The sequence below is a fragment of the Labrenzia sp. R5_0 genome (assembly GCF_017743835.1).
GTDB lineage: Bacteria > Pseudomonadota > Alphaproteobacteria > Rhizobiales > Stappiaceae > Roseibium > Roseibium algicola.
Map to the genome: position 1 here is coordinate 739511 of NZ_JAGHRK010000003.1, position 26566 is coordinate 766076.

24 protein-coding genes are annotated in these 26566 nt (G+C 54.4%); 15 read left to right on the forward strand and 9 right to left on the reverse strand.

What is annotated here, in order from left to right:
- Positions 1-189: 189 nt before the first annotated feature.
- The 8 genes from J7447_RS18815 (at position 190) to J7447_RS18850 (ending at position 11217) form a co-directional block, all read left to right on the forward strand.
- Entirely contained in the window at positions 190-924 is a 735-nt protein-coding gene (locus J7447_RS18815) for a hypothetical protein (protein ID WP_209170555.1), read from the forward strand.
- Positions 917-1531: a hypothetical protein gene (locus tag J7447_RS18820; RefSeq protein ID WP_209170556.1), complete on the forward strand. Its 615-nt coding sequence runs from the start codon at positions 917-919 to the stop codon at positions 1529-1531. Before J7447_RS18815 ends, J7447_RS18820 begins: the two co-directional genes overlap by 8 nt.
- Before the next feature lie 76 nt (positions 1532-1607).
- Positions 1608-4892 carry a UvrD-helicase domain-containing protein gene (locus tag J7447_RS18825; RefSeq protein ID WP_209170557.1) on the forward strand — a complete coding sequence of 1095 codons (3285 nt, stop codon included), beginning with the start codon at positions 1608-1610 and terminating at the stop codon, positions 4890-4892.
- Positions 4893-4908: 16 nt separating this feature from the next.
- Entirely contained in the window at positions 4909-5451 is a 543-nt protein-coding gene (locus J7447_RS18830) for a hypothetical protein (RefSeq protein WP_209170558.1), read from the forward strand.
- A complete protein-coding gene (locus J7447_RS18835) occupies positions 5451-5903 on the forward strand; it encodes a hypothetical protein (protein ID WP_209170559.1) in 453 nt (150 codons plus the stop codon). Before J7447_RS18830 ends, J7447_RS18835 begins: the two co-directional genes overlap by 1 nt.
- Positions 5893-6381, forward strand: a complete 489-nt coding sequence (locus J7447_RS18840; protein ID WP_209170560.1) for a Mov34/MPN/PAD-1 family protein — start codon at positions 5893-5895, stop codon at positions 6379-6381. Before J7447_RS18835 ends, J7447_RS18840 begins: the two co-directional genes overlap by 11 nt.
- Entirely contained in the window at positions 6378-7769 is a 1392-nt protein-coding gene (locus J7447_RS18845) for a hypothetical protein (RefSeq protein ID WP_209170561.1), read from the forward strand. Before J7447_RS18840 ends, J7447_RS18845 begins: the two co-directional genes overlap by 4 nt.
- A gap of 97 nt (positions 7770-7866) precedes the next feature.
- Positions 7867-11217 (forward strand): DEAD/DEAH box helicase family protein, encoded by a 3351-nt coding sequence (locus J7447_RS18850; RefSeq protein ID WP_209170562.1) that lies wholly within the window; start codon positions 7867-7869, stop codon positions 11215-11217.
- Positions 11218-11519: 302 nt separating this feature from the next.
- Here the strand turns inward: J7447_RS18850 and J7447_RS18855 are convergent, their stop codons facing one another.
- The 5 genes from J7447_RS18855 to J7447_RS18875 are packed head-to-tail and all read right to left on the reverse strand — an operon-like array spanning position 11520 to position 15434.
- Positions 11520-12986: a TraM recognition domain-containing protein gene (locus tag J7447_RS18855; protein WP_209170563.1), complete on the reverse strand. Its 1467-nt coding sequence runs from the start codon at positions 12984-12986 to the stop codon at positions 11520-11522.
- Positions 12983-13213 carry a hypothetical protein gene (locus J7447_RS18860; RefSeq protein WP_209170564.1) on the reverse strand — a complete coding sequence of 77 codons (231 nt, stop codon included), beginning with the start codon at positions 13211-13213 and terminating at the stop codon, positions 12983-12985. Before J7447_RS18860 ends, J7447_RS18855 begins: the two co-directional genes overlap by 4 nt.
- Positions 13210-13731 (reverse strand): hypothetical protein, encoded by a 522-nt coding sequence (locus J7447_RS18865; RefSeq protein WP_209170565.1) that lies wholly within the window; start codon positions 13729-13731, stop codon positions 13210-13212. The genes J7447_RS18860 and J7447_RS18865 overlap by 4 nt, the downstream gene beginning before the upstream one ends.
- A 12-nt stretch (positions 13732-13743) precedes the next feature.
- On the reverse strand, positions 13744-15015 hold the full coding sequence (locus tag J7447_RS18870; RefSeq protein ID WP_209170566.1) for a relaxase/mobilization nuclease domain-containing protein: 1272 nt from the start codon (positions 15013-15015) through the stop codon (positions 13744-13746).
- The gene (locus J7447_RS18875) at positions 15012-15434 is read right to left on the reverse strand and encodes a hypothetical protein (protein WP_209170567.1); all 423 of its coding nucleotides are present in this window, start codon (positions 15432-15434) and stop codon (positions 15012-15014) included. Before J7447_RS18875 ends, J7447_RS18870 begins: the two co-directional genes overlap by 4 nt.
- An 869-nt stretch (positions 15435-16303) precedes the next feature.
- Here J7447_RS18875 and J7447_RS18880 point away from each other — a divergent pair.
- On the forward strand, positions 16304-16612 hold the full coding sequence (locus J7447_RS18880; RefSeq protein ID WP_209170568.1) for a hypothetical protein: 309 nt from the start codon (positions 16304-16306) through the stop codon (positions 16610-16612).
- Positions 16613-16694: 82 nt separating this feature from the next.
- Positions 16695-17201 (forward strand): GNAT family N-acetyltransferase, encoded by a 507-nt coding sequence (locus J7447_RS18885; protein ID WP_209170569.1) that lies wholly within the window; start codon positions 16695-16697, stop codon positions 17199-17201.
- Positions 17202-17351: 150 nt separating this feature from the next.
- Here the strand turns inward: J7447_RS18885 and J7447_RS18890 are convergent, their stop codons facing one another.
- Together J7447_RS18890 and J7447_RS18895 are read right to left on the reverse strand one after the other, a co-directional pair.
- On the reverse strand, positions 17352-17603 hold the full coding sequence (locus tag J7447_RS18890) for a hypothetical protein (RefSeq protein WP_209170570.1): 252 nt from the start codon (positions 17601-17603) through the stop codon (positions 17352-17354).
- A 127-nt stretch (positions 17604-17730) separates the two neighbouring features.
- On the reverse strand, positions 17731-17940 hold the full coding sequence (locus J7447_RS18895; RefSeq protein WP_023002246.1) for a cold-shock protein: 210 nt from the start codon (positions 17938-17940) through the stop codon (positions 17731-17733).
- A 449-nt stretch (positions 17941-18389) separates the two neighbouring features.
- On the opposite strand from J7447_RS18895, the gene J7447_RS18900 reads away from it, so the two are divergent.
- A complete protein-coding gene (locus J7447_RS18900) occupies positions 18390-19961 on the forward strand; it encodes an alpha/beta hydrolase (RefSeq protein WP_209170571.1) in 1572 nt (523 codons plus the stop codon).
- A gap of 101 nt (positions 19962-20062) precedes the next feature.
- Here the strand turns inward: J7447_RS18900 and J7447_RS31550 are convergent, their stop codons facing one another.
- Positions 20063-20329, reverse strand: coding sequence for a BA14K family protein (locus tag J7447_RS31550; RefSeq protein WP_023002244.1), 267 nt, complete (start codon positions 20327-20329; stop codon positions 20063-20065).
- A 165-nt stretch (positions 20330-20494) separates the two neighbouring features.
- The gene (locus J7447_RS18910; RefSeq protein WP_023002243.1) at positions 20495-21196 is read right to left on the reverse strand and encodes a Crp/Fnr family transcriptional regulator; all 702 of its coding nucleotides are present in this window, start codon (positions 21194-21196) and stop codon (positions 20495-20497) included.
- Between the two features lie 124 nt (positions 21197-21320).
- Between J7447_RS18910 and J7447_RS18915 the strand changes: the two genes are divergently transcribed.
- The 4 genes from J7447_RS18915 (at position 21321) to J7447_RS18930 (ending at position 26526) form a co-directional block, all read left to right on the forward strand.
- A complete protein-coding gene (locus tag J7447_RS18915; RefSeq protein WP_075284314.1) occupies positions 21321-21839 on the forward strand; it encodes a FecR family protein in 519 nt (172 codons plus the stop codon).
- Positions 21836-23707: an adenylate/guanylate cyclase domain-containing protein gene (locus tag J7447_RS18920; RefSeq protein WP_209170572.1), complete on the forward strand. Its 1872-nt coding sequence runs from the start codon at positions 21836-21838 to the stop codon at positions 23705-23707. The genes J7447_RS18915 and J7447_RS18920 overlap by 4 nt, the downstream gene beginning before the upstream one ends.
- Before the next feature lie 381 nt (positions 23708-24088).
- Positions 24089-25441, forward strand: coding sequence for an aspartate aminotransferase family protein (locus tag J7447_RS18925; RefSeq protein ID WP_023002240.1), 1353 nt, complete (start codon positions 24089-24091; stop codon positions 25439-25441).
- Positions 25438-26526, forward strand: coding sequence for an anhydro-N-acetylmuramic acid kinase (locus J7447_RS18930; RefSeq protein ID WP_209170573.1), 1089 nt, complete (start codon positions 25438-25440; stop codon positions 26524-26526). The genes J7447_RS18925 and J7447_RS18930 overlap by 4 nt, the downstream gene beginning before the upstream one ends.
- Positions 26527-26566: the final 40 nt, after the last annotated feature.

Here is a 26566-nt window from a genome sequence, read left to right on the forward strand (position 1 = left end):
GTAATTATAGGTTGAATTTAGTAAGGTAGGCACTTGCTATCGATGGCGTAAAGTAACGGTTTTCTAGTCACTTAGCGCTCGTAAACCCAGTTGCATTAAAGTCTGCAGATTTTTTTTAATTTTTCCGGACGTTTTTTCTAAGCGCTGCGGATTAACAACATGACACGGCTGAATCCGGAGCTCTAAAAGATGGATGATAAATCCGAACCGCCTAAATTTGTGCACCCACAGAAGGTTGAGAAAGCCCTTCTGTGGGCAAACTCGCTTAGTGAAGAACAACTAATTGCTCGCGCTAAAACTAGGTCTTTTCCTGCTCAGGCTATAGTTCGGTTGGTCCGTAGATTCCGCCTCGAAGAAAGGCAAAACTTAAGTGATGCGCTTGCCGGTATCGTTTACAACCGAGCGATATTGTTTCTGTCCAAGCAATTCTCTGGAGTTCCTGAATCATTCCGCGATCAAATCATTACAGATGCAGTATCCTCATTTGTTCGAGATTTGGTAGAGCAAGACGCAGTAGATTTTTGGGAAATAGATTTTTTTGGGCGTCTTAAAAATCGAGCAAACGATTCTTATCAGAAAATCAAAATAAGATATGAAAACGAAATTACTTCAGAAGATCTTGCAGGACTAAATCGTGATGATTCAAAGTTGTCAAAAGAGGACTTAAGAGAACATTTTTGTATTATAGATAACTTCGAGGATGAGGCATTGCTAAAAGCATTATCCAGAAGAAAGCTAACAGAAGACGAGCTTGCGCTTCTCTTTGCCGCGCTGGCACACAAAGGTGTACCGGTTAGCAGCAAAAAGGCGGCAATAGATCTGGTCAGAATTACCGGTTTTTCCCGCACAAAAGTCTTTGAGCTCTGGGACAGCATCGTGTCAACGCTTAACCCGATCAAAGAGAAAGTGACGAACCATGACTAGTACTGACTTACAAATTGAGAACTTGGTCGATGACCTTCTGGATAAGGGAGTGACCGCTGAAAACGTCGCATTGGCAATAAATTCAATCAAAGCCGAAATTCAGCCGAAACTGCTTGCAAGGATCGCCGAAAAAATTGAGGAACGTCGCTTGGAAGAAGAGGCACAACAACATCCAGACGATATACGTCACCTCAAAAGTAAAATGGACAGCATATATCAGAATGAGCTTTACAAACGTCAGATCGAAACAAAGAGCCAAGATGGGACTAATTTACTTAGACAGCCTTCTGCGTGGAAACAAATGGTACCTATTTTCGGGGGAGATTTTGCATTTGTAATGAAGTTGGCACAGCGGACATTGGAGGCTCCGTTTCCCAGGTCTTTTGTTCAATTTCTAGCCGATAATTGGGGAACATCATTTCCCGAAGTAGAGCAATTTCTGTCTGGCTCGGCGAGAACTATTCAGGCTGAATACAGCTCAAGAACTAAACCGAAGTCCCCTCACAAAGAGAACTTCGTGGATGCTTTGGAAAGGTCAAGTGTCCCCGAACACCTGAAGCAGGAATGGCTTGAGGATGCTCGTAAGCTAAGTAAACAGGGGAGATAGTCGCCTGCTGGACTCATTCAAACTTGTCAAAGAAGCCGCTAGGGCCAGCCGCAAAGCTGCAAGCCCGGATCAAGACTTGCGTCCATTTGATCTGATACAGGCAGCACTGAAAGGCAAGGGAGTCAGCGTACAATTCGTCTCTCCAGATGAGCCTCAGCTTGATGGCGGCGACGCAAAATACGTGCCTATATTCGGCTGTATTCTAGTGCGCAATGATGTGAGTTTAGGCCGTAAAGCTGAACTTCTCGCACATGAGTTTGGTCATATCATCGTTCATCAATCTGAACATGTCTGTGAAGTCGATTCAATTGACATCACCGCGCAGGAAGAAGGAGCACTTGCGCGAGCTAATGCTTACGGTCCGCGAGAACGCCGGGAGCTTCAAGCCAATGTCTTTGCGCGTGAATTTCTTCTTCCAAGAGAGTTTGCGCGAGAGCTGTTCCTGTTTCGAGGGCTGACAGCTGAAGAAATAGCGAGGCAGTTGGAAATCGAGCCCTCTATTGTTCGGCTGCAGCTGGTTGATGCTCTACTGACAAATGAGCCGGTCGAAAATAAGGCTGCAAATGAAACGGTGCCTGTTCAGCCTCAGGCACTAATTGAAGATAAGAGTCAGGATCGTGCGGCGGAGCAAAGTGGGCAAGCTTTCTTGTTGGAAGCCGGCCCGGGATCTGGAAAAACGAGAACGCTCGTTAAACGAGTTAACTGGTTGCTTTCCCAGGATATTCCTTCACACCAGATCTTGGCTCTTACTTTTTCGAATAAGGCCGCGGCTGAGCTTTCCAACCGAATTGCCCAAAAGGATCCACAAGCAGCCTTGCAGTTGTGGAGCGGAACATTCCATGCATTTGGCTATGAGCTAATCAAGAGACATTATGATGTGTTGGGATTACCGCCGAGTCCCCGCCTCATTGGGAAAACAGAGGCGCTTGAACTGCTTGAAGACCGTCTTCCGGTTATGGATCTGTCCCATTTTCATGATCTTCGCTCGCCAGCATCACAACTTGACGAGATTCTAAATGCCATCTCAAGAGCTAAGGATGAACTGGTAGAAGTGCCGCAATTTCAGAAGCTTGCGCAGAACGCATTGTTAGCAGATCCGGACAATGTTCCTGCTCAGCGCGCTGATGAGGCCGGATGTGTGTATGAGGAATACGAACGCGCAAAACGAGATCTGGGTCTGGTGGATTTTGGCGATCTTGTCATGGTGCCCACGTTATTGCTGATGCGGAACGATGAAATCCGGAAATCAGAAGCGGAGCGATACAGAGAAGTGTTGGTTGACGAATACCAGGATGTCAACCGAGCAAGTGCGGAGATGCTAAAAGCGTTCTTTCGCGAAGGTTCACGCTTGTGGGTAGTCGGTGATGCTCGGCAGTCCATCTATCGATTCAGAGGTGCTTCTTCTCGCAATATGGAATTGTTTGAGGAAGACTTTCCCGGCGGCACGAGGAAGCCGCTCAATTTCAACTATCGTTCGTCAGAACCGGTTGTTGAGGTTTGCCGGGCATTTGCATCGGATATGCAGGCGGGGCATGAAAAAAGCCTGCCTTACACAGCAGTGTCACACGGGCCTCAATCCTCGGACATGCCATACGCGCTTGTGACAGATAGTACCGGCGATGTCGGCGATGCTGTTGCAACTGAAATTTTCGCGCTAGTGGAGCAAGGTGTAAAATTTACAGAGCAGGTAATACTTTCTCCTACAAATGACCGTCTTGATGAAGTCGCAGCGAATTTGGCAAGTGCAGGAATTCCGACTGTTCACTTGGGCAGCTTTTTTGAGCGAGAAGAAGTGCGTGACTTGCTGTCGTTACTTTCTATCGTTGCGGAACCAGCTGGCACTGGCTTGGCAAGGATTGGCAAAATTGCGGGAACGCAGTTGAGTTCCGAAGACATTCGAAATTGCCTGAGAGCTTCGCAGGAAGCTGAAAAACCATTAGTAGAACTGCTATCCGACCTTTCGCAGGTAAAAGGAATTTCTGAAACTGGCAAGAAATCTCTCGATACTATTCGCCATCAAATCAAAGGTTTCTCAAAAGACTCCAACGCCTACGATCTGATTTTGACTTGGCTGCTTGATAGGACTGACTATTTAGGAACGCTTGCCGCCCAAAATGATGTGGTATCTAGCCTCAGCAAGTCGGCAATACTTAAGTTGTTGGAAGTTATTAGAGACAGGGATCTTCTGGGTAGGCCTTTAACCGCGTCTGGTGTTCTTGAACGCATCCGTTCAATTATGATCTTAAAAGAGGATAAGAGCTTTAAGGAAGCGCCCATTGATGATGGTGTTGATGCTGTACGCTTAATGACAATTCATGGCGCAAAGGGGTTGGAATTTAAAGCGGTTCACATTTTGGACATGAACGAGGAAACGTTTCCCGGCAAAGCCAAATCCGACAAGAAACCTCTTCCATCGGGTATCGATGATGAAAAGGAACCGAACGCCTCGCATCTTGAAGAAAGAGAGTGCCAGTTCTTCGTCGCTATTTCCCGTGCAGAACAGTATCTCCGCCTTTATCGGTCAAATAAGGTGAACACTTCTACTCGGACGCGATCCCGCTTCCTTGATCGTATTGGGTGTCCTGAACGCTTTGTTGAGGCGTCTGAAAGACCTGTTCTTGCTCCAAGATCGAAGCCTATCTGTGAAACAGTAGAGGCGCTTTCTGCCCAAGATTTGCGAGAGTATGAGCAGTGCCCGCTAAAAATTGTTTATCGGCGGAGTATGGGGATTCGGACACGTCGTCACGAGAGCCCATTCCTGCGTACGACCTCTGTCGTTTATGGGGTAATCGACGAATTACCCTCGATTTTATCACAAAGTGACGTCGAAGCAGCGTTGACTGATGTCACCAACGATATGTGGTCAAAACGGGGGCCTGTTGGGCATTCACTCGAAGCGAGCTATCGCACACTTGCAAGTCGTCACATTACTTCCCTTCAGCGCCTCGTAACCGGATTTCAGTACCTGCACGACAGTGACCTAATTGTTGAGCTACCAGGTGGGCAGTTTAAAGTTCGTCCGCCTCTGGTCACAACTGGAGGCGGCGGAAAAACCATTGCGCGTTTTATTGAAGCTGGTTCTGCTAGCAGTAAATCCGGAGACTATCATGCCGACCGCATGAAGAAGCTTGCCGCTCATGAATCTTATGGCGCCTCTGCTGTCATTGAGATCGCCCATGTTTCAGACGGCGGAATTGTATCACGCAACACACGCGCTTCAACACTCCAGAAAGCGAGAGAACTCGCCGGGAAAGTGCTTGAAGACATGAAAATAGGGAACCTGCACCCCAAGCCTAGCAGGCATGTTTGTATCCGGTGTCCGTACTTCTTTGCATGTCCGGGTACAGGTCACGAAAAATAATTACGGACGTTTTTTCGTGCATTTCAGGATTACCCAAATAGAGGCTGATGAGATCAGTCAGGAAAATGGAGTAATTGAAATGCAGAAAATTGAAATTTTTATCAAACGCGGCGGTTCTCATGAAGTCGATCATCTAAAGATCGATGCCGATACTACGGTGGCAGAACTAACTCAATATTTGGATGACAGCGAAGACATTCTCTTCTTTGACGAAGATGCTGATGATCCGCTAGATCATAACCATAAAATTGGTTGCCACGGTCATCATGCCCGGTTCATTCATCGGAACCGGTGCAGGCATGTGTCCGTTTTGGTCAACTATAGTGGACATCAGGTCGAGCATAGCTTTGGTCCAGGCGCAACGCTGACACGCATTCAAAAGTGGACTGAAAAAGAACTCGGGATTTGTGATGAAGATGCAATCGAACTTGGTCTTCAGATTACGGGTAGCGATGAGAAGCCTGATCCGTCTACGCATGTCGGCAGCCTTGTAAACTGTCCTGATTGCAAGATTGAATTTGATCTAGTGCCTACTGATAGAATTAACGGAGACAGCTAATGGCTCCGGATCAGGCACAGTTTGAACGCGATATTGGCCATGCGTCTTTTGTTGAAGGCGTGGCCCGCCAAAGATGGCGTTTGGTTTCAAAAATGTGGCCAAACGCTGTCTTTGCCATCAAAGCGAGGGATGAAACGGAGTTTGGATTTCGTCTCGATCTCTCAGGTTATCCGCAGGCTTCTCCAACGGCCAGATTGTGGTCCCTTGAACAAAATCAGGCTCCGCAACCTAAAGAATGGCCAAAAGGTAGTGCAAGTTTTCTAAGCGTTTTTAACCCCAACTGGAAAAACGGTTCCGCGCTTTACCATCCGTTTGATCGTATCTCGCGTGAAGGACACGGGAATTGGTCGACGCAGTACCCGCACCTTGTGTGGGACTCCGCCAAAACCTTCGTTCAGTACCTCTCTGAAATACACAGGCTCCTCAACGGACGAGGATACCATGGAAAATAGTAAATCGATCAAATGCTCACTGTGGCGTTGGTGGTGCATATGCCGCCAACTTAAAAAACGCGGACACGGCACACATGAGAGTGGTGCGTTTCTCTTGGGCAAAGAAACAGGTAGTTCCAAATGCATCACTTCCGCTGTCTATTATGACGACATCGACCCAAAGGCACTTTCGACCGGAATTGTTCGCCTCCGCGGCGGTGCGACAAGCGAGGTTTGGCGCATTTGCCGTGAAAACGGCCTGCAAGTCATCGCCGACGTACACACTCATCCCGGCGGAGCTGGCCAAAGCAATTCTGACAAGAAGCACCCGATGGTTTCGATGGACGGGCACGTTGCATTGATATTACCGCACTTTGCTGAAGCGCCGTTCACTTTTTCCAAGGTGGGGGTCTATCGATATTGCGGCGCAAAAACATGGTCAAGTTGCCCTTCGCCAAAACTTCGTTGGTTCACTGTTTGGTTTGAGGTGATGTCATGAACTCTAACGAATTCAACAATCAACTCGACAATTTGAATCGGACGGCAAAACTTTTTCTTGATCAGCAAGAAGCAACCTCCTTCGAGGAATCACACCAAAAGCTTCGGCAGTATCGATTGCATGCAGAGTATCGCGCCAACAGTGCAGCAAATCAGATAGGTCTGCTGACTTTGATCAATACCGCTAGTCGTTTTGCACTCGGTGGAGTGACCGTCAGCGGCGATTTAAACGTGCCTATGCAAGTGCCATATCCTCGTTTCCAAACTCTGGGAGAAGCGGCAATTGCCCTGGGGGCAGCTCCAGCGGAACCCGATATGCTCATTCCAACCGTAATTTTCGGCGAAGGGAAAAAAGAAGATCCTGAACGCATGATACGAGCAATTGCGACTGGTTGGTCCGGCGGGATTGCACCAGTCAGCGCATCTTTGCCAAATGCAACCAGACCTGCGATTGCACCGGCGGCGATTTTAAGTGGGGCTATGGCCGCTGCGGAGGGGTTCGCCCTTTTGTCTGGAAACGAGCCAATAGCAGGCAGACGTATTGCTGGCATGTCGTTGTGGGAACCAGAAAGAATTCACAATTGGTTTTCTGATGACGTTGTTGGGCCTGACCTTATCGCATTACCTAGTGATTTTTGGCTATTGGGATTAGGACATCTTGGTCAAGCTTTTCTATGGACTATCCTAATGTCGCCGTATCAGAATCCGGAAGACGTTCATGTCCTCCTTCAGGATTTTGACGACATCACAGGCTCGACGATCAGTACTTCAATTCTGTCATCTGCGGATATGGTCGGCGTGCGAAAAACGCGGGCTATGGCTCGTATATTAGACGACGCTGGCTTTCGCACAACGGTTCTTGAGCGCCGGTTTGATGGAAACTTCAAAAGGTTACCAGATGACCCTGCTGTACTTATTTGCTGTGTCGATAATAAAAAAGCTCGTAAAGTGATGGAGCGGCCCGGATTCCCATTGATATTAGAAGCGGGAATTGGGCAAACGAAAGATGATTTTCGTTCACTTAGGTTTCACAGCTTTCCTGCAAAGCGGCGTGCGCATGATCTTTGGAGAGATGAACGCCAAAAATCCGGAGAGATAACCAATCGCTATACCGAACTTAGCTCTCAAGGGCTGGATCCCTGTGGTTTAGCCAGACTAGCAAACACCGCTGTCGGAGCGCCTTTTGTGGGGGCTGTGGCCGGGCCAGTGATTTTTTCTCAGTTGCTACGGGCTCTTCATGGTCGTTCCATTCATGCGGCAATTGATCTGGATCTTAAGACCGTCACTAGTAGACGAATGATTCCGAAGCCCTCCGAAAATTCTATGCGGCTGGGTTTTGTAAGGCCGGTTACTCATGCAGAGTTGGGCATACAACCGATGCTTTCTTGAGTTGCTATAAGATGTTACGATTCAATCTTAAGGAGAAGATTTCATAAATCAGCCTTGGAAAGCTGAAAATTTTTTAAATATAAGGCAAAGTATAAAAGTGAATTTGAAAGAACTTATTGCCGACTATCGAACTTCTATAGCCGAGGATGCTGTTGATTCTCGAGCCTATCGGCAAACAATACAACATCTGCGAGGTTATACTTATTGGGATGGCGCGGAAGGCACACCGCACCTGTGGGAACACCAGAAAGCAGCAATCTCCACTGTTGTCGCTTACCTGAACGGCAACAAGACTATCCCTGAGCGGCCAGAACAGAAAGAAGCGGCTTTGCTCAAGCTTCCAACGGGCACCGGAAAGTCAGGTATCGTAGCGGTACTGACGCGCTGCCTTCCGGACGTTCGCCGCGTCCTCGTGCTCACGCCTCGCACAGCTCTAACAGAGCAATTGATAGCCGATGTACGCTATCGTTTCTGGGGTCATATGGGCTTTGAGATAGATAGCAAGGCGCTTTTCACAGGCGTTTCCGACATCATGGGGCAGGCACTAGAAGAAGTCTACGTCGAGCATTTGCTTCCGAGCAACGCCTCCCAGATTCTCCAGAATCTGGAAGACGCTGATGTTGATCGTTCCGTATTGGTCGGTACGCACCAAGCTCTAAGTTTTATCAGAAAAGCAGCGCTCAATCCCGACGATGCCAATTCTGAAGTCTGCCAGAACCTCCTGGAATTGATACGCAATAATTTTGACTTCGTTGTAGTTGACGAAGGCCACTATGAACCTGCCATCTCGTGGTCACGTGGAGTACGAGAGTTCAATCTTCCAACGTTATTGCTTAGCGCTACGCCCTACCGGAACGACTATAAGTCATTCCGCGTTCGTGGTCGTTATCTGTTTAATTTTCCTTATGCAGAATCCGTTGAAAGAAAGATCATTCGCCCTGTCGAGATTATCGTGCCTGCAGGGAACTCGGCGCAAAACCGTCAAGCCGCGGTTACACAGTTTGTCGGAATTTTGCGAGACGAGCTGCCGGATCGCTTGGACCAGGCGAGACACTGGTTCAGGGATGGCACCGAACCCAAGGTTATGGTGCGCGGTGACGACCTTGAAACGCTAAAGGCGTTGCAGCAAGAGATCAATCAGGTCTTCGAAACGCACGCCGTATTGATTCATGACAGGGCAAAGAAGACTCCGGATAATCAAGACCGTTTTACAAGCGTCGCTTCTGCTAAATTCAACCGACCGGACGCGACCTTTTGGATTCACCAGAATAAGTTGATGGAGGGTATCGATGACCCTTCATTCGTTGCAGTTGGCATATTCGATTTCATGGGAAATGCCCGGCAACTCGTGCAGCAAATCGGACGTGTTACACGGCATTCAAAAGGAGACCGCAGGTACAAGCAGACGGGTTGGGTGCTTGGTTCACCAAGCAATGCGGCGCGAATTCAGACTGCTTGGAAGCGCTACAAAGGCTATGAAGATTACGCGGCGCGGAACACAACGCATATCGTAAACAATGAGGTAACGCTCCCCGACCGATTGCTCGAGTATATGGCCGAGTACCAGTACATCAGTGGCGAGTTTCGAGGGCGCTTTGAAATTGAGCGACCGCTTGCGGCCGGTGACATCCAACTGCCGCGAACAGCAGCTGTACTGCGGACGGCTGAGCCGTTAGCCGACATCGGCGAATTTGGTAACGTGATCGAAGAGGCCATCATGGATAAGGACCGCTTCAAGATCACACCGGTCGCTGACATGCCAGCCAATGCGATGGGTTTCTCGTACTACGCTTGGCGTAATTCCCCGTATTTGATTGACCGTTTCTTTTCGGAGTGGAAACTCGGTATCTTCATAGCTGTCCAGCATGGTGATTTCGTATTTATGCACGACACCGAGGGGCTGGTGGTAGATATCGCGGGCCTTAAGCTCAAGCGTGCAGGCCGTTCACTAATGGAAAAGGCTTTTCCGGACGAGGATGAAGCGAATTCATCGCGCCTCTCCCGGATGTCCTTTTCCTCACTTGATATGTCCCAACACGCCATTCGTGGTATGGCGATGAGAACGCGATCCTTTGCAGATGTTTTCACCGATCTGCTTGATCCGTCTCTTGTGCCCGCGACAGCGTCGGGCTTTGTCAACGGCAGCGCTCGCTATATAGGCTTTGCTCGTTCACGTTTGCGGGATGCCTCAGAAGGTTATGTCCCGATCGCCGAGTACATAGACTGGACGGCAGAAGTTGTTCGTGAACTCGATGACGGTGACCGTTCGCGCAGCCGTGTTTTTGATCGCTATGCTACCGTGGTGGAGGATGTAGACCCAGATGACGCGCAGCCGGTATCGATCCTTCTCGATCCGTCTCTTGATGATATGCGTGACGACGAAATTGGCGGTGCCGCTTTTGTCCTGCACGAGGACATCAACTACTTTGACCTTTGTGCCGATGTAGATGAAGCCGATGGCAGCTTTGTCATTGAAATAGATGATCAGGAATATCACTGCTCCGTTGAGTTCATTCAAGAGACGGGAAAATACCGAGTCGAAAGTGACGCTCTGAACGCCCGCTTTCCGACTCCTGCGCGCGAAGACCGTCGGCAAGGACAGACGTTGGTTCAACGATTGAACCAGCGGCAGGCGTTTCGCATCCTCACCAATCTTGAGGGCGTAATCTACTCTGAAGGAAGCTTCTACGAGCCGCGTATTCGATGGGTGCTTGAAGACGGCAGCAAGCCAATCCTCGGCAACGTGTTCGCTTCACCATCGCTCGATCCTGTAGATTCCGAAAAGGGCGAGAACTACTTCGCCCCCAACAGGCAAGTTTGGCACCGGCGGTCGATCTTCGGCGTCTTCTCAGCCTGCTGTGAGGGCCAGCGAGACGCTGCAGGTATTGCTGAGGATGAACTCACAAGAGCTATCGAAGACATTCCGATTTGGTTGTGTGATGATGATGGCCAAGAAGTAGCTGACTTTATTGGCATCGACCCGGCTCTCAAGAAGTTCGTCCTGGTTCACGCAAAGGTTGGTTCCCAAGGGCCCAACGGACGGGGCTTCAATGTCGGCGGGCTTCAGGTTGTGGGCCGCCAGGCGCTTGCGAGCCTTGGTTTCATTTCTATAGGAAGGCCTTCGCCGGTTTGGACATCGGAGCGGTGGCGTGATGATGTTCAAGCGAATGCGGCGACGCTCAACGGTCGCAACCGCATGTTCAGTCGTCCAGCGGGTATGACGGCTGATGATCTCAATGACGCCCTCCATTCGGCATGTCGCAATTCGTCCTATGACAAAGAGATCTGGATCGTAGGCGCGCAGATGGCCCGGCGTGAGACGCTAGAAGACGGTCTCGACCAAAACCCTCACCAAAATCGGCTTCGTCAGTTCCTAATGCACTGGGACGCAATGCAGACGGCCTGTGCTCGCGCAAATGCGAGATTGAAGTTCTTCTGCTCTGATTAGGTTTACTCTTTGGGTCGAGCTGTTGTGAGCTGGTCCCGGTCTTGCCGGTATTGACCATTCTATGTCCACTGCTCGCACAATTTGGACCGTTCTGCACCAATTCGGATCGATTTCAATTAGTAGAGACATTAAGTATCTGGTCCAATTACTAGGGGCTTTGCCCCTGGCGCGCTGCAAGAGTCTTCCGCCCAGCTTCATGTCGCTTCGCTCATTGCAGCAGGGTCCCCGCGAAGGCTCTTTCCGCTTGCCCCCCATTCTCGCCGAAGGGCAAGGTTCGATGGGATCGAACCCGCCTTAATGAATTACAGATCGGATCGCGCTTCTTCCAGAATGCTGAGTAGGTCTCTATCGGTAGGAGGGGGCTTGCTTTCAACGGCCATGGCTATGGATTTTCGGAGCCACTCATAACAATCCGGCTTTTCGCGAACATCGCGCAAATAGCCATCCATTTCCGGGCGTTCCCAGAAGTTCGGCATATCGACAACGAAATACCCCAGGTCACGGGATTCGAGCAGAGCGGTTTCGCCTCCTGTTGCCGCGCGAATATCTTCGACTTGAAGCAGCGGGCGCGATTGTTCGGAGAGGCTATCGCCAGAGCCGTTGACCTGGTTCTGATTGACGTTGAAACCGCGAACCATGACGCTTGTTTTACCGGAGCGATGTTCAATTTCTTTCAGCGTGTCGTTTTCTGGTAAGCCGCGATAGAGCATATGCGCGACAGCCTTCTTCCAAATCCGCGCGGTCTCTTTGCCGTACTTGGTTTCAATCTGCGCAGCAGCATTTTGAAATACGCCCAGGAAGTTGATACCGCCCTGGCGATAGAGCGTGAGAATTTCATAGAAATTGGAGACGTAAAGCTGGCCCCATTCTTCACCAACGACAAGCGCGCGAAGCGGGCCATGCGCTTCGACAAAGCGTTCAACGATGGCCGCTGTCATCGCGCCGACGAAGTTGCGGCTTGTTTCACTGCGGGCAGAGCCGAGAATAAAAAGCGCTGTGCGCTCATTCTTCATATCGGCGGGATCGAAGGAGCTTGTTTCGGTTGCGTAACGCCCGGTAGAACCCGGCTGAAACCCTTGCAGCCGTTCCATAAAAAGGGATGCATAGGCGTTCCACTGATCGCGGGATTCGGTAAAGCTGGCTATTTGGCGGCACATACCCGCATCATCTTGCAGGCGGGGATCAAGCGACCATTCCAGCAGATCAAGCTCTATTTCATCGGGGCTACGCGCATAAAAATCCCATAGACCGCCGGGATTACAAGGCCACTTGTCGGACGGGTAAAGCGCCGTGATTTTGTAATAGAGCGCAGAGGCAGAGCGGACGCCTTGCCCAATCCAACGATGGGCTGGGTTCGGGTCAATCGGAATGAGATAGCTGGCGGCGTCATAGGCGGTTTCGCCGACGAGCGAGCGAAGCCGAGGCTCAGAAGCGATCTCCAAGAGCCGTGTGTTGAGATTGTAAGTTTCGCCCGGATAGCCGTAGAGTTGGCCGGGATTGATGAAGCGGACGCGGTAGCCTTGCCGCTCTAAGGTCTTCCAAGATACCCAGGCAAGTTCGGCGTCTTTTGGGTCAGGAATGATCTTGGTGAGATGCGCCGTTCGCGGGGAAACCAGATTGACGCCCAGAAATCGCGTGAGCTTTCCTTTGCCCGCCTGCGCATCAATGGCAACAGGTTCAGTGCCGTTATAGATCACAGGCTGACCGTCAATGAAGCCCAATTCAATTCCTTGCCGGATGCGGCGGTAAGAGGGCGCAAGTGCGTTCATAGCAAACCCTCTTTTTTAAGTGCTTCGATGTCATTGAGTTTGGAATGGCCGAGCGCGCCGCTTGGGTTGGCATCCAGCATCGCTTGAAGCTGAATCGCGGCGGCTTCTTCCGCCTTAAGCCTGGCAATGCGCGCTTGCCTTGCATCATCCCAGGCGAGACGTTGCTGCGAATGAGATTTGAACATCCACCATGTCTGATAGAGGCTCATAAAGAGACGAATGCTCACCGAAACTCCTCTTCATCGTCCCAGCTTGCATAGCGCGGCTTATTCGGAGGCGGCGGCAGATATTCTTGTTTAGGCTGGGCTGGAAGGCTCCGGTAGTGCTGCGGCGGCGCGTCGTAATAGACATGCGGGATATTGACGCGGCCAGCGAACAAATACCCAAGGCCAACTGAGAGCAGCGTATAGCCAAGCACCATGTAAAGGTGCAGATATTGCCAGTGAATTTTGACGTCTAAAACGGCATCGGCAAACAGCAGGAAACCCGGCAGGATGATTGCGCCGTAAATGCCGCGCAGGATGAAGGCGCGGGCGCTTTCGCTATCCAGATAGATTGGCCCGAGGCGAAACGGAAAGAACCAGGCAATCAGGCAGACAAACGTCCAGGCAAAAGCGACAAAGGCCGCAAAGATTGCCAGAAAGAAAAGCAGATAAATTGCGACTATGAGAGCGATATAAACCGCAAACGCACCAGCGACGAGCATTAGCAGCGCCGCCGCGAACTCGTTTCCGTTGTTGTTCATTGCAAAGTCCTCCTATCGTGAGAGCTTGAGGCCAGGCGAAACGCCCCGGCTGCGCGCGGGGGCAGGTGGAGCTTTTGAAAGGGTGAGGAAGCGGGCGACGTCCTGACGTAAGCTTCGAAGCTGGTCCGCTTGGGCTTTGCGCAAGCCTTTAATGCGTTCTTGCAGGACGGCGCGCTGGCTTAACTGTTTTTCGATTAATTCTTGCCGCTGATCCGCATGACGCAGCCGCGTTGAACTGGCCTCAATTTCATTTGCCTGCCGGATTTCCTGGTACTTGCCAGTGAGGCGATGCCACAAACCGCGAAGGCCGCGCGGCAATCGCTCTGCGCGCCGCAGGTTTTCCGCGTCCCATTCCTTGCGCTGGCGTTCTTCCAGCTTGGAACGGGCCTGGCGATGAAGGGCGGTAAGTTCGGATTTGTATTTGGCAAGCTTGGCCGCTTCGTCTTTGTACTTTTCGCGCGCCTCGTTGATGTGGGCGCGGATTGCAGGCGTCATGCGTTTGCTGATGATTGCCCGGGCCTCTTCGACGCTTGAAAGCTTGTCGGGTTTACCGAGCCGCGCATTCACCTCTTTATTTTTCAGGCTCAGAAGGCGGGCGAGCGCGTAAACCTCGCCGTTATGATCGAGCGCGACGAAGCCGCGCCGATCACCCCTGGCAAGGAAAAGCCCGTTATCACGCATAGCGTGGGCAAAAGCTTTGCCACCGTCCGAGCGTTGCCAGGCATCTTGCGCCACTTGTTTCAGCCAGCGCGGATCAATGCCTTGCCGCTTGGCTTGCTGCCATTCGGCCAAATTGAAGTTTGTCGGGTCACGTTCGGACGGGCTTTTTAAGCCGTTCGGCAGATTCCAGCCGTTTTCCAGGTAAAGGTCACGCGAGACTGATTGCAGCTTGTTCTTGAAAAACGAGAGCTGCTTGGCCGTCATGGTTTCAGCGTCAATGCGGGACCACACGCAATGCGCATGACGGCGGCCTTCTTTTTCATGGAAGACAATCGCGCGCGGCTGATCTTGAAGGCCGAGACGTTCTTCGATCTGACCTATCGCGCCTTCGAAGGTCTCGACAGGGACGCTTTCACCCGCAGGCGGGTTTAGGCTCAGCGAGAAAAGATACTGGCGGCAATTGGTGCCACGACTTATCGCTTCACTTTCTTTGAAAGCGCCTTTCAAATTGTCGGAGGCAAAGCCGCGAAGCTCATGGACAAGTACATGCTCGTTATCATCGACGCGCATGAGATGAGCGGCCAGGTCTTGCCCGCCGCCACGTTGGGAGGCTTTTAAGATCATTCATTCGCCTCCTGTAATCCCAAGGCGAGAACGAGAAGGCGGCGCAGTTCGCAAACGGCCCTAAGCGAGCGGGAAAGCGTTTCTTCTGTTTCCGGGGTGACGGGGAGAACGCCGACATCAACCGCACGGGCTATCTGATTGAGCGAGGGAGTGAGGTTGCTCTTGCCTAACAGGGCGAGCGCCTGAGCAAGTGCTTTGCGGTCCTCGACGGAGAGGCCGGAGCGGCGCAGACGGACAGGTGCAACGCCGAGCGCCTTGGCTTTGATATAGGTGCTTAAAGGCTGGCCCTTGGCTTCACGGACAAGCTGAGCGCGTTCGGCATCATTCAATCGAATGCTGAGCGGCGCGGGACGCTTGCGCTTGGGGGCGCTGTTAGGTGTTTTGTTGGCCGATGCCTCAAATCGCGATACTATGGGCATGGCGGCACCGGAGGATCATTCGATCTCAGGTGCTCTAATTGGGTGTTCCAGTCGGCCAGGACTTCAAACAATTCGTTCGAAGTATCGCCATCTAGGCGCGCCATTTTTCCTGCACCATCAGTATTTGATCTGCTTGCACCTGTGTGCATTGCGCTGAAGCGTTCTCGGCCTGTCTGGACAGTTTCCAGGAAGTAACTTCAGCATTTGCCGTCTCTGCAATAGCTACATTCGTGCGTTGGATTCCTGCTTTCCATGCGATGGATCGGACAGGTTATTGGGGGCGCCAATCTCGTTTGAAGGCCTGGTTGTCAGCGGGTGATTTGCCGAATCCCAACGTGCCTGATCCGGGAAATCGGATCTTGTTTCCGATGACACATGCCGGATGTTCTTGGGCAGGTGATTACGGTCGCCCGGCTTGGATGGTCCCTATAAGAAGGGGTCGTATCGGGTCGTTCCAAAAGAATTGGAAGAAATAAAATCTCAAAATATTTTGATGTTTGATTATTATTGTAAAATGTGTATGCTGAAAATTAGAAAAATAAGCGCGAAACAAAATAAAAATTAATCTTACCGCCTGTTTTGTCATGAAAATTCAAAGTACATGAGTGTATTTTTTCCTTGTCAGGGTGCTGCTTAAGCCTGCGCCCTCCCTGGATAAGTGTGCCCGCGAAACCGGTCATGACACGTTCGGCGGCGCAGAGGTTTACCGCTTTCCGTCATGCATTTTGCCTCGTTGGATCAAGAGCAGTTCACGGAAGCGGCCACCGTATGCCGGTTGAACAGGCCGATGCACGTATCTGTCGATAGCATAGCGTCACTTGGCGGATCTCAGCCGGCGAATTCTTCAAATCAAAGGATACCCAGTTATCATGACCAGGAAAACGGTCACAAATACCAGCCAGGGAAGAGCCACGGGTGGCTCTTCGGACCACAGTTTCAGGATAGGGCAGGCCGTCCGCCTGAAAAACGTATTCGGTGGCAAGGGTTTGTCCGGCCTGACGTATCGTGTGACAGGCAGGTTGCCTGCTCGCGATGGCGTGCCGCAGTATCGCATACAGTCCGATGGGGAAGCGTACGAGCGCATGACCACGCAGGATCAACTTGAAGCGGTTGGCGAAGGTGCTTCAGGTTCCAATTCGACGCTGCTTGAAAAAACATTCGGTTCAAGCCACCGTTAGGTTGCTGGAGAACCTGTTCCGCCCATCAGCGAGAAGAGGTGTTCCTCGTCTGTCAGTGCCTGATGAACCAGGAACAGGAAACGTGGTGGAGCTGGTCGAATTTGCGTCTGATGGCGAACTATCAGACGGCCTGCCCAGATCCCGTCTCAGGGCTTTTCTTGTAACGTGCTGGCGCGAAACCTACCAGGAGCAATTGGGCAGCGACATTGCCACTGCGATGGTCGAATCCCTTGCCGGAGACGATCTGGGTGGCATTCTGCCTGCGACGGATGAACGGGTGGTCCTCGCGTTTCATGACGATCGGATCGTCGGAAGCTGCGTCTACGCAGCTCGTGGGGAAACTGTCTATGTCTGGGGCTGTTACATCAGGCGAGCGTTCCAGAGATCGGGGACCGGACGCAGATTGATCCTGCATGTTCAACGTGAAGGTTTGAGCGCAAGGCGGCTTCAGGTCACGGTGCTATGCGCCAGCGCGGGTGCAATCGCCTTTTACGGATCTTTGGGATTTGCAGTTGTGGAACGCGTAGAATACGAGCTCTTGCCCGGTTGCAGGGAGCCGGCGCTGGTCATGGAACTGGCGACTGCCTGACGGTGTGCCATGGTTCCGAGGCTTTGGGCGGAAAAGCATAAGCGAACGCCGAACGGCAATCAGGGGCGGTCCATATTGAATGCCCGTTTCACTCGCCTTGCCGACAGTGCTCGCAAGAAGCCCCTGGAAAAAGAGGAATGAAACCTGGCGTCAGGTCTTGGGCACAATGTGTTTGCGGGGTTTTGCCGGGGCTGACTTGCCCTTGGCGGTATTCGTGGCGGCGGCTGCCTGCTTGTCCTGGTTCGCCAGTCTTGCAGCTTTCAGCCGGGCCGTCTTGGCGTCGCGGGCAGATGTCTCGGCCTCATTGATTTCACGCGCGACCCGGCGGGTTGTTTCCGCCTTGCTTTCCGCAGTTTCCCGTCGTGTGCGAAGCGGGCTTTCATTATCCTTGGACGAAGTCATCTGCACGTCTGCAACCGTTCACTGGTGGTAGTTGCAAAAAAGGCCGGGAGTTACCCCGGCCTTTTCCATTCATCCTGCTGCCCGGTGCCAGTACATCCGTGGTCACCGAACAGAGTTGGATGCAGAATTAGACTTCCTGAAGGTTGTCAGCAGCGGACTTGCCGGAACGGCGGTCCTGGACAACTTCAAAGCTGACCTTCTGGCCTTCGACCAGGCTGCGCATGCCTGCGCGCTCTACAGCGGAGATGTGCACGAACACGTCGGCAGCGCCATCTTCCGGCTGAATGAAGCCAAAGCCTTTGGTGGTGTTGAAGAATTTTACGGTACCTACTGGCATAACGATTTCCTTTCAATCGGTCATGGTAGTTTGCGCGCCTCACGGTATGCGGGGCGGCGCGGTTAGGTCGACGTTGATGGGAAGATCGTTCAGAACACGGAAAACCGCGCAGTCACAAAGTTCGACAAACAATATCGATGTCCATTACCTAAGTTGAAACCGTGTCCAAAACAAGGCGCATTTCCTGTTTCTTTGAAAAGAATTTTTGCGGCGATGAAACTTAGCAATAATAATTCGTTTTGATCCGATTTCAGGATCGTTTTGGCGGGTGATGGGTCATCTCGGCTGGATGCAGGCCCAGGGGTAATAACGGAATTCCGGTTAATGGACGTAGAACCTGGCAATTGGCGAAGGCGCAGGCGGTAGTTCTGACAGGTTTGTTTTACCAGCCTTCTTTTAGGTGCTACAAAGACGCGAAGTGTTTTTCCAAAGTGAGTTCAGAGACATACATGTCCCAGGCGCTGGAAATTTCGCTCCTTGGGGAACTGCGCGTCAGGGCCATGGGGCAGGAAATTGTTCTGCCGGCCTCCAAGAAGGCACGGGCGCTTCTGGCGTTTCTGGTTGCGACGGGGCGGCCGCATCGGCGTGAGCGATTGTGTGAGCTGTTCTGGGACCTTCCGGACGATCCGAAAGCGGCGCTGCGCTGGGCACTCAGCAAGCTGCGGCGGGCGGTCGATACGCCGGACCGGTTGCGCATCATAGCCGACCGCGAACGCGTCCAGTTCGATGCTGAAGGCATCGGTGTCGACATTCTCGATATTCACGCAAGGCTTCGGAACCAGGCAGGGATGCTTGGCGTCATCGAGCTTGAGGACATGGCCACGCGGCTCGGGAACATGTTGCTGGACGGCCTGGACGGTGCCGGGGACGAGGCTTTCGATGCCTGGCTGACGGCTGAACGCGAAGACGTCCATCTGGCGCAGGTGGAAGTTTACATGCGTCTGGCGACCCACAGGGATGTTGGCCCGGCTGCCAGTCGGAAGTGGCAGCGACTGTGGCTGGAAGCCGACCCGGAAGGCGCAGAGGCGCACCAGCGGATGCGAAGTGATACGTCGCCGGCAGGCCTTCAGCGGATCACATCACCCCCAGGTCTTTTGTCTGACCACGTCGTGCTTGCCGAGACGAGTTCGGCCGACCCGGCAGACAGGGTTCGCAAGGCCCGTGCCCATGCGCTCAGAGCGCAGAATATCGGATTTTGCGACGTGGCAGACGGCACCAGGATCGCCTATGCCAGCATCGGGTCCGGCCCACCTATTTTGAAGGCGGCCAATTGGCTGAACCACCTGGAGTTCGACTGGTCGAGCCCGATCTGGGGCAGAAGCTTTGCAGAGCTTTCCCGCGGCCGCACGTTGATCCGCTACGACGAGAGAGGCTGCGGTCTGTCAGATTGGGACGTGGACGATCTCGGGTTCGACGCCTTTGTCGAGGATCTTGAGGTCGTTGCCGATACCCTGGGGCTGGAACGGTTTCCGCTGGTGGGTATTTCTCAGGGCTGTGCCGTGTCGGTTGAATACGCCGTGCGTCATCCCGAGCGCGTTTCCGGACTGATCCTGATCAGTGGGTATGCTGCCGGCTGGCGATTTCTCGCCTCACCGGAGGAACAGGCCCGGCGCGAAGCGGTGATCACGCTGACGGAACTTGGCTGGGGAACGGATAATCCGGCCTACCGGCATATTTTCACGCAAACATTCATGCCGGATGCCAGCGCGGAAACCCTGGACTGGTTCGACGATTTTCAGCGTCAGACAACCTCGCCGAAAAACGCGGCGCGGTTTCAGGAAGCCTTCGGCCGTATCGATGTCCGCCACCGCCTTGGGCAGGTAAAGGCGCCGACAATCGTTTTGCACTCCAGATACGATCAGCGCATTCCGCTGGAACTCGGCCAGGCTGTTGCGGCAGGCATCCCGGGGGCGCAATTCGTGGCGCTGGAAAGCCGAAATCACATTCTGGTCGATCAGGAGCCTGCCTGGCAGGTGTGCCTTGGTGCCATCCATCGCTTTCTTGAAGAGAACGGCATCTGATTTTAGCTTTTGCCGGAGGCGCATTCCGGCGGGGCAGAACCGGGATATGATCTCCGTGCTCTGCCCGCTTTGCCGGCAAATGTATCCTGTCAGGCGAATGGTCAGCGGCTAATGAACGGAGAGGAGCACTGCAGGCGAGAGCCTTGCCCGGACTGGAACGTGTTGTCGGAAACACGATAGGAGTTGTAGCGGCCAAAGCACCAGTCGATATGCCGTGTCACAACCGCATCGCGAGCGCCAAAAGCCCACTGGTGCTGATAGCCCTTGTGGTTGCTTTTTCCATAGCCCCCGGCAAAGGCGGCAGGGGCGAAGGTCGTGGTTGCCAGGGCAGCGGCGGCAACGGCGGTGAAGATGGTTTTCCTGAACATCTGGATCTTCCTTTGGCTTGGTGAAGGCGAAGTGGTGTTCGCCTGTCCCTCTTACCTAGGAGAGATCATTCGCCGGGGCCTGTGACGCGCGACACTGCCCCGACATCGGCTGTCTGATGACAGCCAGCGCGTCCCGAGTTCTGGTAAAAACGGCTCTCGTGTTCCTCACACGAAGTCCGCAACGTCCTCCAGGCCTTCCCGGTTGCGGATGATCAGCCAGCCTTCCTTGAGGTCGATCAGGTCTGCTTTCTGGAACTTGCGCAGGCACCGGTTCACTGTCTCTCGCGTATTGCCGATCATCTCTGCGATTTCCGACTGGGAGAGCGACAGTTTGGTCAGCGGCTTTTCTTCAGTGCCGGGAGCGGTCACGGTGATGCGGAGCAGCAGGCGGGCGAGACGTTCCGGCAGACCGAGAAAACCGATTTCCATCATCCGTTCGTCCGACCGGCGAACGCGCTGGCAAAGCAGCTCGATCAGCCGGATGGAAAGAGCCGGATCGCGATTGAGCACTTCAAGCAGAGACCTCCGTTCGACCACGACCAGCTTGCAGTTGGTCAAGGCGCGCACGTTTGCTGACCTCTCGCCGCCATCGAGCAGGGCAATTTCGCCGAAGATGTCGCCGGGATGCAGTTCCGACAAGGTAACATCGCGGGCGCTGGGCGTCGGCATGCTGACGCGCACCGAGCCTTCCGCAATTGCCATCATGCTTTGCCCCGGCGTTCCCATGTCGAAAATGATATCGCCTGCGGTGTAGCGTTTGACATGTGCGAAAGCGGCCAGATCCTTGCGGCTCTCGTCATCCAGCGCTTCGAAAATAAAGCTCTGTCCCAGGAGCTTTTCCTTATTCAAACTCTCTTCGGTAGCCATATTCTCTCTTTCTCGTGTGATGCGAGCACCAGTACAACGGTGGTTACAACGGTTGTTGTGTCATACCATGGTGGTATCTCACGGCGATGCCTTACCTAAAATTGACAAGCCTATCGGGATTGCAATGTCAACAAGACGATTGAAATTGGCCGGAACCCTGATCGGGTTGATGCTCGCAGCGTCCTCCACGGCCATGGCGCAAAATGTGAACGGCTGCGAACGCACACAGGTCCAGGATCCGCCCAGGACTGTGTTTCAGTGCGCGAACGGTCTCGTGATCGAAGCAGAAGCAGCCAGTGCTTTCAACATCGACACCGCCGCAGGCGCCACGCGCCCGGAAGACGTCGATCTCGAAACCGATGCGATGCTGATCGAGGTCGAGCCGGGCAGTGGCCCGTTCCAGGTGCGAACACCTCACGCCATTGCCGCCGTTCGCGGCACGATCTACGCAGTGGATGTCGGGCCGGAGCGCACGTCAGTCTTCGTTTTGCGCGGTCACGTGTCGGTGTCCCGGCCGGATGGCAGCGACACGGTGCTGCTCGCAGCCGGTGAAGGAGCGGACGTCGCCCCGGGCCTTCCCTTCGCACCGGCCACATGGTCAGCGGAAAGGGCCGCAGGGCTTATGTCCCGTTTCGGTCAATGAAACTGAAGCTCTACGTCTGTCTCGTGGTCCTGGCGATGATCGTCGGGGCCGTTTGGGCAGGCTCCCTGGCGTTGGGCCATGTTGCCGGGCGGGCAAGCGTGCTTGACCGGCTGGAAACGGTGCTTCTCGATCTTCGTATCCATATCAAGGGACCGCGCGAAGCGCCGCAGGATGTGGTGATCGTGGCCATTGACGATCAGACGGTGGCCGCAGCCGGTCACTATCCGGTCGACAGGGTGTTTCTGACCGAGCTGGTTGACCGGATCCGGGACGCAGGCGCCAAGGCCCTGGCCATCGATATTCTGCTGATGGGGAAATCGAACGAGGCAGCAGACACCGGCCTTGCGACGGCGCTTGCTTCTCTGCCTACGGTGATTGCGGCCGGTGGCCAGTTCCCGCTTGAAAGGGCTGCGGCGGTACTGGTGCCGGCTCCCGAAACCGAGTTGCGACCGTTTGAAGCCTTTGCGGAAGCAGCCAGCGTCGGCCTCGTCAATGTCTCGACCGATGCCGGCGGCACACCGCGCCATATCCCTCTTATTTTCAAGACCGACCAGGGACTGGCTCCCTCGTTTGGCATGCTGGCTGTTGCCGGGTTCCTGGGTGCGCCTCCATCGGTGACCGCGGAAGGTATCCGGATTTCCGGGCGAGTGCAGTCGCTGGATCTGCAGTGGCAGCAACCGCTGAACTATTATGGCAAGGGCGGCACCATCAGAACCGTCAGCGCGCAATCGCTTCTTCAGGACGCCGCAGCCGCCAAGGCAGCTATTGGCGGTCGTCTGGTGCTTCTTGGTGTCACCGCGTCGGCTGTTGGTGACCGGTTTTCATCTCCGTTCGACCCTATCCTGCCTGGGGTGGAGGTCCTGTCGACGGGGATTGCCAACCTGCTGGACGGATCGGTTCTGCTACGCGACAGCCGGGTCCGCAGTTTCGATGCACTCGCTGCCGTTTCCATTACGCTACTGGGCATGGCCGTTGTCGTGTTCCTGCCGCTGGCCAGCGCAACCATCGTTTACCTACTGCTATTGCTGGGTTGGCTGACTGTCGTCGTCATCTGTTTCAACCAGGGCATCTGGCTCAACGCGGCATTGCCGATTGCGGCAAGCGTGCCGCCGGTTGTCGCGCTTGCTGTGCTGAGGGAAGGTTTCGAATGGTTCAGGGTGCGCCGGCTGGTGGCGGCCCGGGAGGCTCTCAGCCGGTTTCAGGCGCCGGATCTTGCCCGGCGTATTGCCGATGATCCCGGCTTTCTGCTGGTCCCGCGGGAGCAGCCGGTTGCGATCCTGTTCATTGATCTGGCCGGATACACCGCCCTTTCGGAAAAACTGGGTCCTGCGCGAACCCGGGATGTTCTGAAGGCCTTTCATACGCTGGTCGTCAATGAGGCCGCGCGCAACAAGGGGCTGGTACTGGATTTCATGGGAGACGGGGCGATGATCGGATTCGGCATTCCGGACGCCGGACCAAAGGATGCCGCTGACGCCTGTCGCTGTGCCTTTGATCTCGTCGTTGCCGTGCGTGGCTGGATCCTTGCCTCCGGGCTCGACGCCGAAATTCGCGACGTACGCCTTGGCGGCCATTTTGGTCCGGTGGTGCTGTCGCGTCTGGGGCATGAGAACCAGCAGCAGATCGCGGCAACCGGCGACTGCGTGAATGTGGCCAGCAGGCTGATGGAGGTCGGCAAGTCACGTGGCGCTTCGATCGTCCTTTCCACCGCCCTGACGAAAGCCGCCGAGGTTGGTGGTGAGATGTTGGGAATGCCGCCACGCAGGGAAGCCGTCGCAATCAGGGGGCGCGTGCAGGAGCTAGAAGTTGCGCTCTGGACAGCGGACGAAGCCATGCCGGAGCGGCGCACGCTTTCTGCGACAAATTGAATGTGCGGTAGGCGATCCCGGGTTGGCCGAAAAGCGGACGGGCGGAAGCTTTCTGCCTCCGCCCGTTTGCTCCACCGGCCATCTGCTTGAGGGTTGCTCCTGCCAGTGGTGTGTCCGTTTCTGCGGACAAGATGTAAATAGCCCGACTGAGCCCCGGAGACATGTGACGGCCCTCACAGGCAAACGGTCTTCAGCCAAAGATCGCGACTTGCGATGCCTCGCACGTGGCTCCGGCCTTTCGAGGTTCGTTTGCAGGAAAAATCGTCCCAAGCAATCTCTTCAATTTTGTCAGGCTATGGCCTACCGTGTGCCCCACCGCGCAGGAACCTTTGAGTCGCCTGCGGCCGGATCTTTCCAACCGCATTTGAGACGAGACCCTTCATGGCACAGCTGCCGAATTCCCTTGAAGCCCGCGACACGGCATTCCAGCTCCATTCATACGCCGACGCCCGCCGTCAGGAAGAGACAGGCGCATTGGTGATCGAGAAGGGCGAAGGCATCTATGTGGAGGATATCAACGGCAAGCGTTACATCGAAGGCATGGCCGGTCTCTGGAGCGTTGCCGTCGGCTTCGGTGAAAAGCGCCTGGTCGATGCGGCCGCCCGGCAGATGGAGAAGCTGCCCTACTACCACACCTTCACCTACAAGAGCCATGGACCGTCGATCGAGCTGGCGGAAAAGCTGGTCGAGATGGCACCCGTGCCGATGTCGAAGGCCTATTTCACCAACTCCGGGTCTGAGGCCAACGATACGGCAATCAAGCTGATCTGGTACCGGTCGAATGCGCTTGGCCAGCCGGAGCGCAAGAAGATCATTTCGCGCGTCCGCGGTTACCACGGTGTCACCATCGCCTCGGCCAGTCTCACGGGCCTGCCCAACAACCACCGCTCTTTCGACCTGCCGCTGCCGCAGATCCTGCACACCACCTGCCCGCACTACCGGACCATGAAAAAGGACGGTGAAAGCGAGGCGGATTTCGCCAAGCGCTGTGCGCAGGATCTGGAAGACCTGATCCTGGCCGAAGGCCCGGAAACGATCGCGGCCTTCTTTGCGGAGCCGGTGATGGGCGCCGGCGGCGTGGTCGTGCCGCCGGACGGATACTGGGAAGCAGTTCAGCCGGTTCTGAAGAAATATGACATTCTCTTCGTCGCCGATGAGGTGATCTGTGGATTTGGCCGGACCGGCAACATGTTCGGCACGGAAACCTACAATCTGCAGCCGGACATGATGACCCTCTCCAAGGCTTTGTCGTCCTCCTACCAGCCGATCTCCGCGCTGCTGATCAACGACACGGTCTATCAGCCGATCGCGGACGAAAGCCACAAGATCGGCGTGCTTGGTCATGGTTACACCGGTAGCGGGCACCCGGTTGCAGCAGCTGTCGCGCTTGAAAACCTGAAGATCATCGAGGAGCGCGATCTGGTTGGTCATGTCAGAGCCATCGCACCGACTTTCCAGAAACGCCTTGCCGGCCTTGCGGAAAATCCGCTGGTAATCGAGACGCGCGGCATCGGGCTGATCGGTGCCGCGGAACTGTCGCATGAGGCGCTTGCGGCAACGCCCGGCGCGCTCGGCGCGAAAACCAATGCAATGTTCCACGACAAGGGCCTGATTTCGCGCAACATGCTGGACGCCATGGCCTTCTGTCCGCCACTGATCATTACCGAAGCCCAGGTGAACGAGTTGTTCGACATCGCAGAAGCCGGTCTCAAGGCAGTTCAGGAAAGCCTGTGAGCGATCACTACTCCATCCTTGGGACAATCTCGGGCACTTCGGCCGACGGTATAGATCTGGCGTGGATCGAAACCGACGGCCGGACGGTTGCCCGGTTCGGCCCTGCGGAAACGGCAAGCTACCGGCCAGAGACAAAGCGCCGGGTGCTGGAAGCTGCTGCGCGCAAGGGAACCGGACGCGACGACTGGCCGGAAATCGCCGCTGCGGTAACGCGCGACCATGCCGAGGCGATCCTGGGGTTTCTGGCAACGCACGGTCTCGCGCCGGATGCCGTGGTTTTTCACGGCCAAACGGTCTGGCACGATCCGGCCAAGGGCGAAACGGTTCAGCTGGGTGATCCGCAGTCTCTTGCAACGGATCTCAACGTTCCGGTGATCGGCGACGTTCGCCTGGCAGATATGGTGGCAGGCGGGCAGGGAGCCCCTTTGGTCCCTGTCTATCATCAGGCGCTCGCCAAGACACTGGTTGGCGAAGACAAGGAGCCCTTGTGTTTCCTCAATATCGGAGGGGTTTCCAATCTTACCTATATTGAAGGCGACAAGCTGCTGGCGTTCGATATCGGACCGGGCAATGCCTTCCTGGACGATTGGGTCCGCAAGCACGGTGCCGGCGACTATGACGCGGGCGGGGCGATTGCGGCAAAGGGCACGGTCGATGAAGGTCGTCTTCAGGCAGCGCTCACCCATCCGTTCCTGACCGAGCCGGGTCCGAAGTCCCTCGACCGCTACAGTTTCTCCGGCGAATTTGCTGAAGGTCTTGGCCTGGAGGATGGCGCTGCCACCTTGCTCGCTTTCACGGCAGCCGCCATTGCCAGCGCGGAAAAGCTTTTGCCGCGGGTTCCTCGGCTTTGGCTGGTTTGCGGCGGCGGACGGCACAATCCGGTTCTGATGAAAGCCTTGGCGAAGCTTCTTGCGGGAGATGTTGTGTCGGCTGACGACTACCGGATCGACGGCGATGCCCTGGAAGCCCAGGCAATGGCTTTCCTGGGCGCGCGTTTGAAGGCCGGTCTGCCAACCACCTTTCCAGGCACGACCGGTGTCAGCAAGCCGGTTGTCGGCGGCAAACTGTTTACGCCCGGCACCTGAGCGTGCGTAGACAGGCGCGGCTCCCGGTAATCGCAAAAAC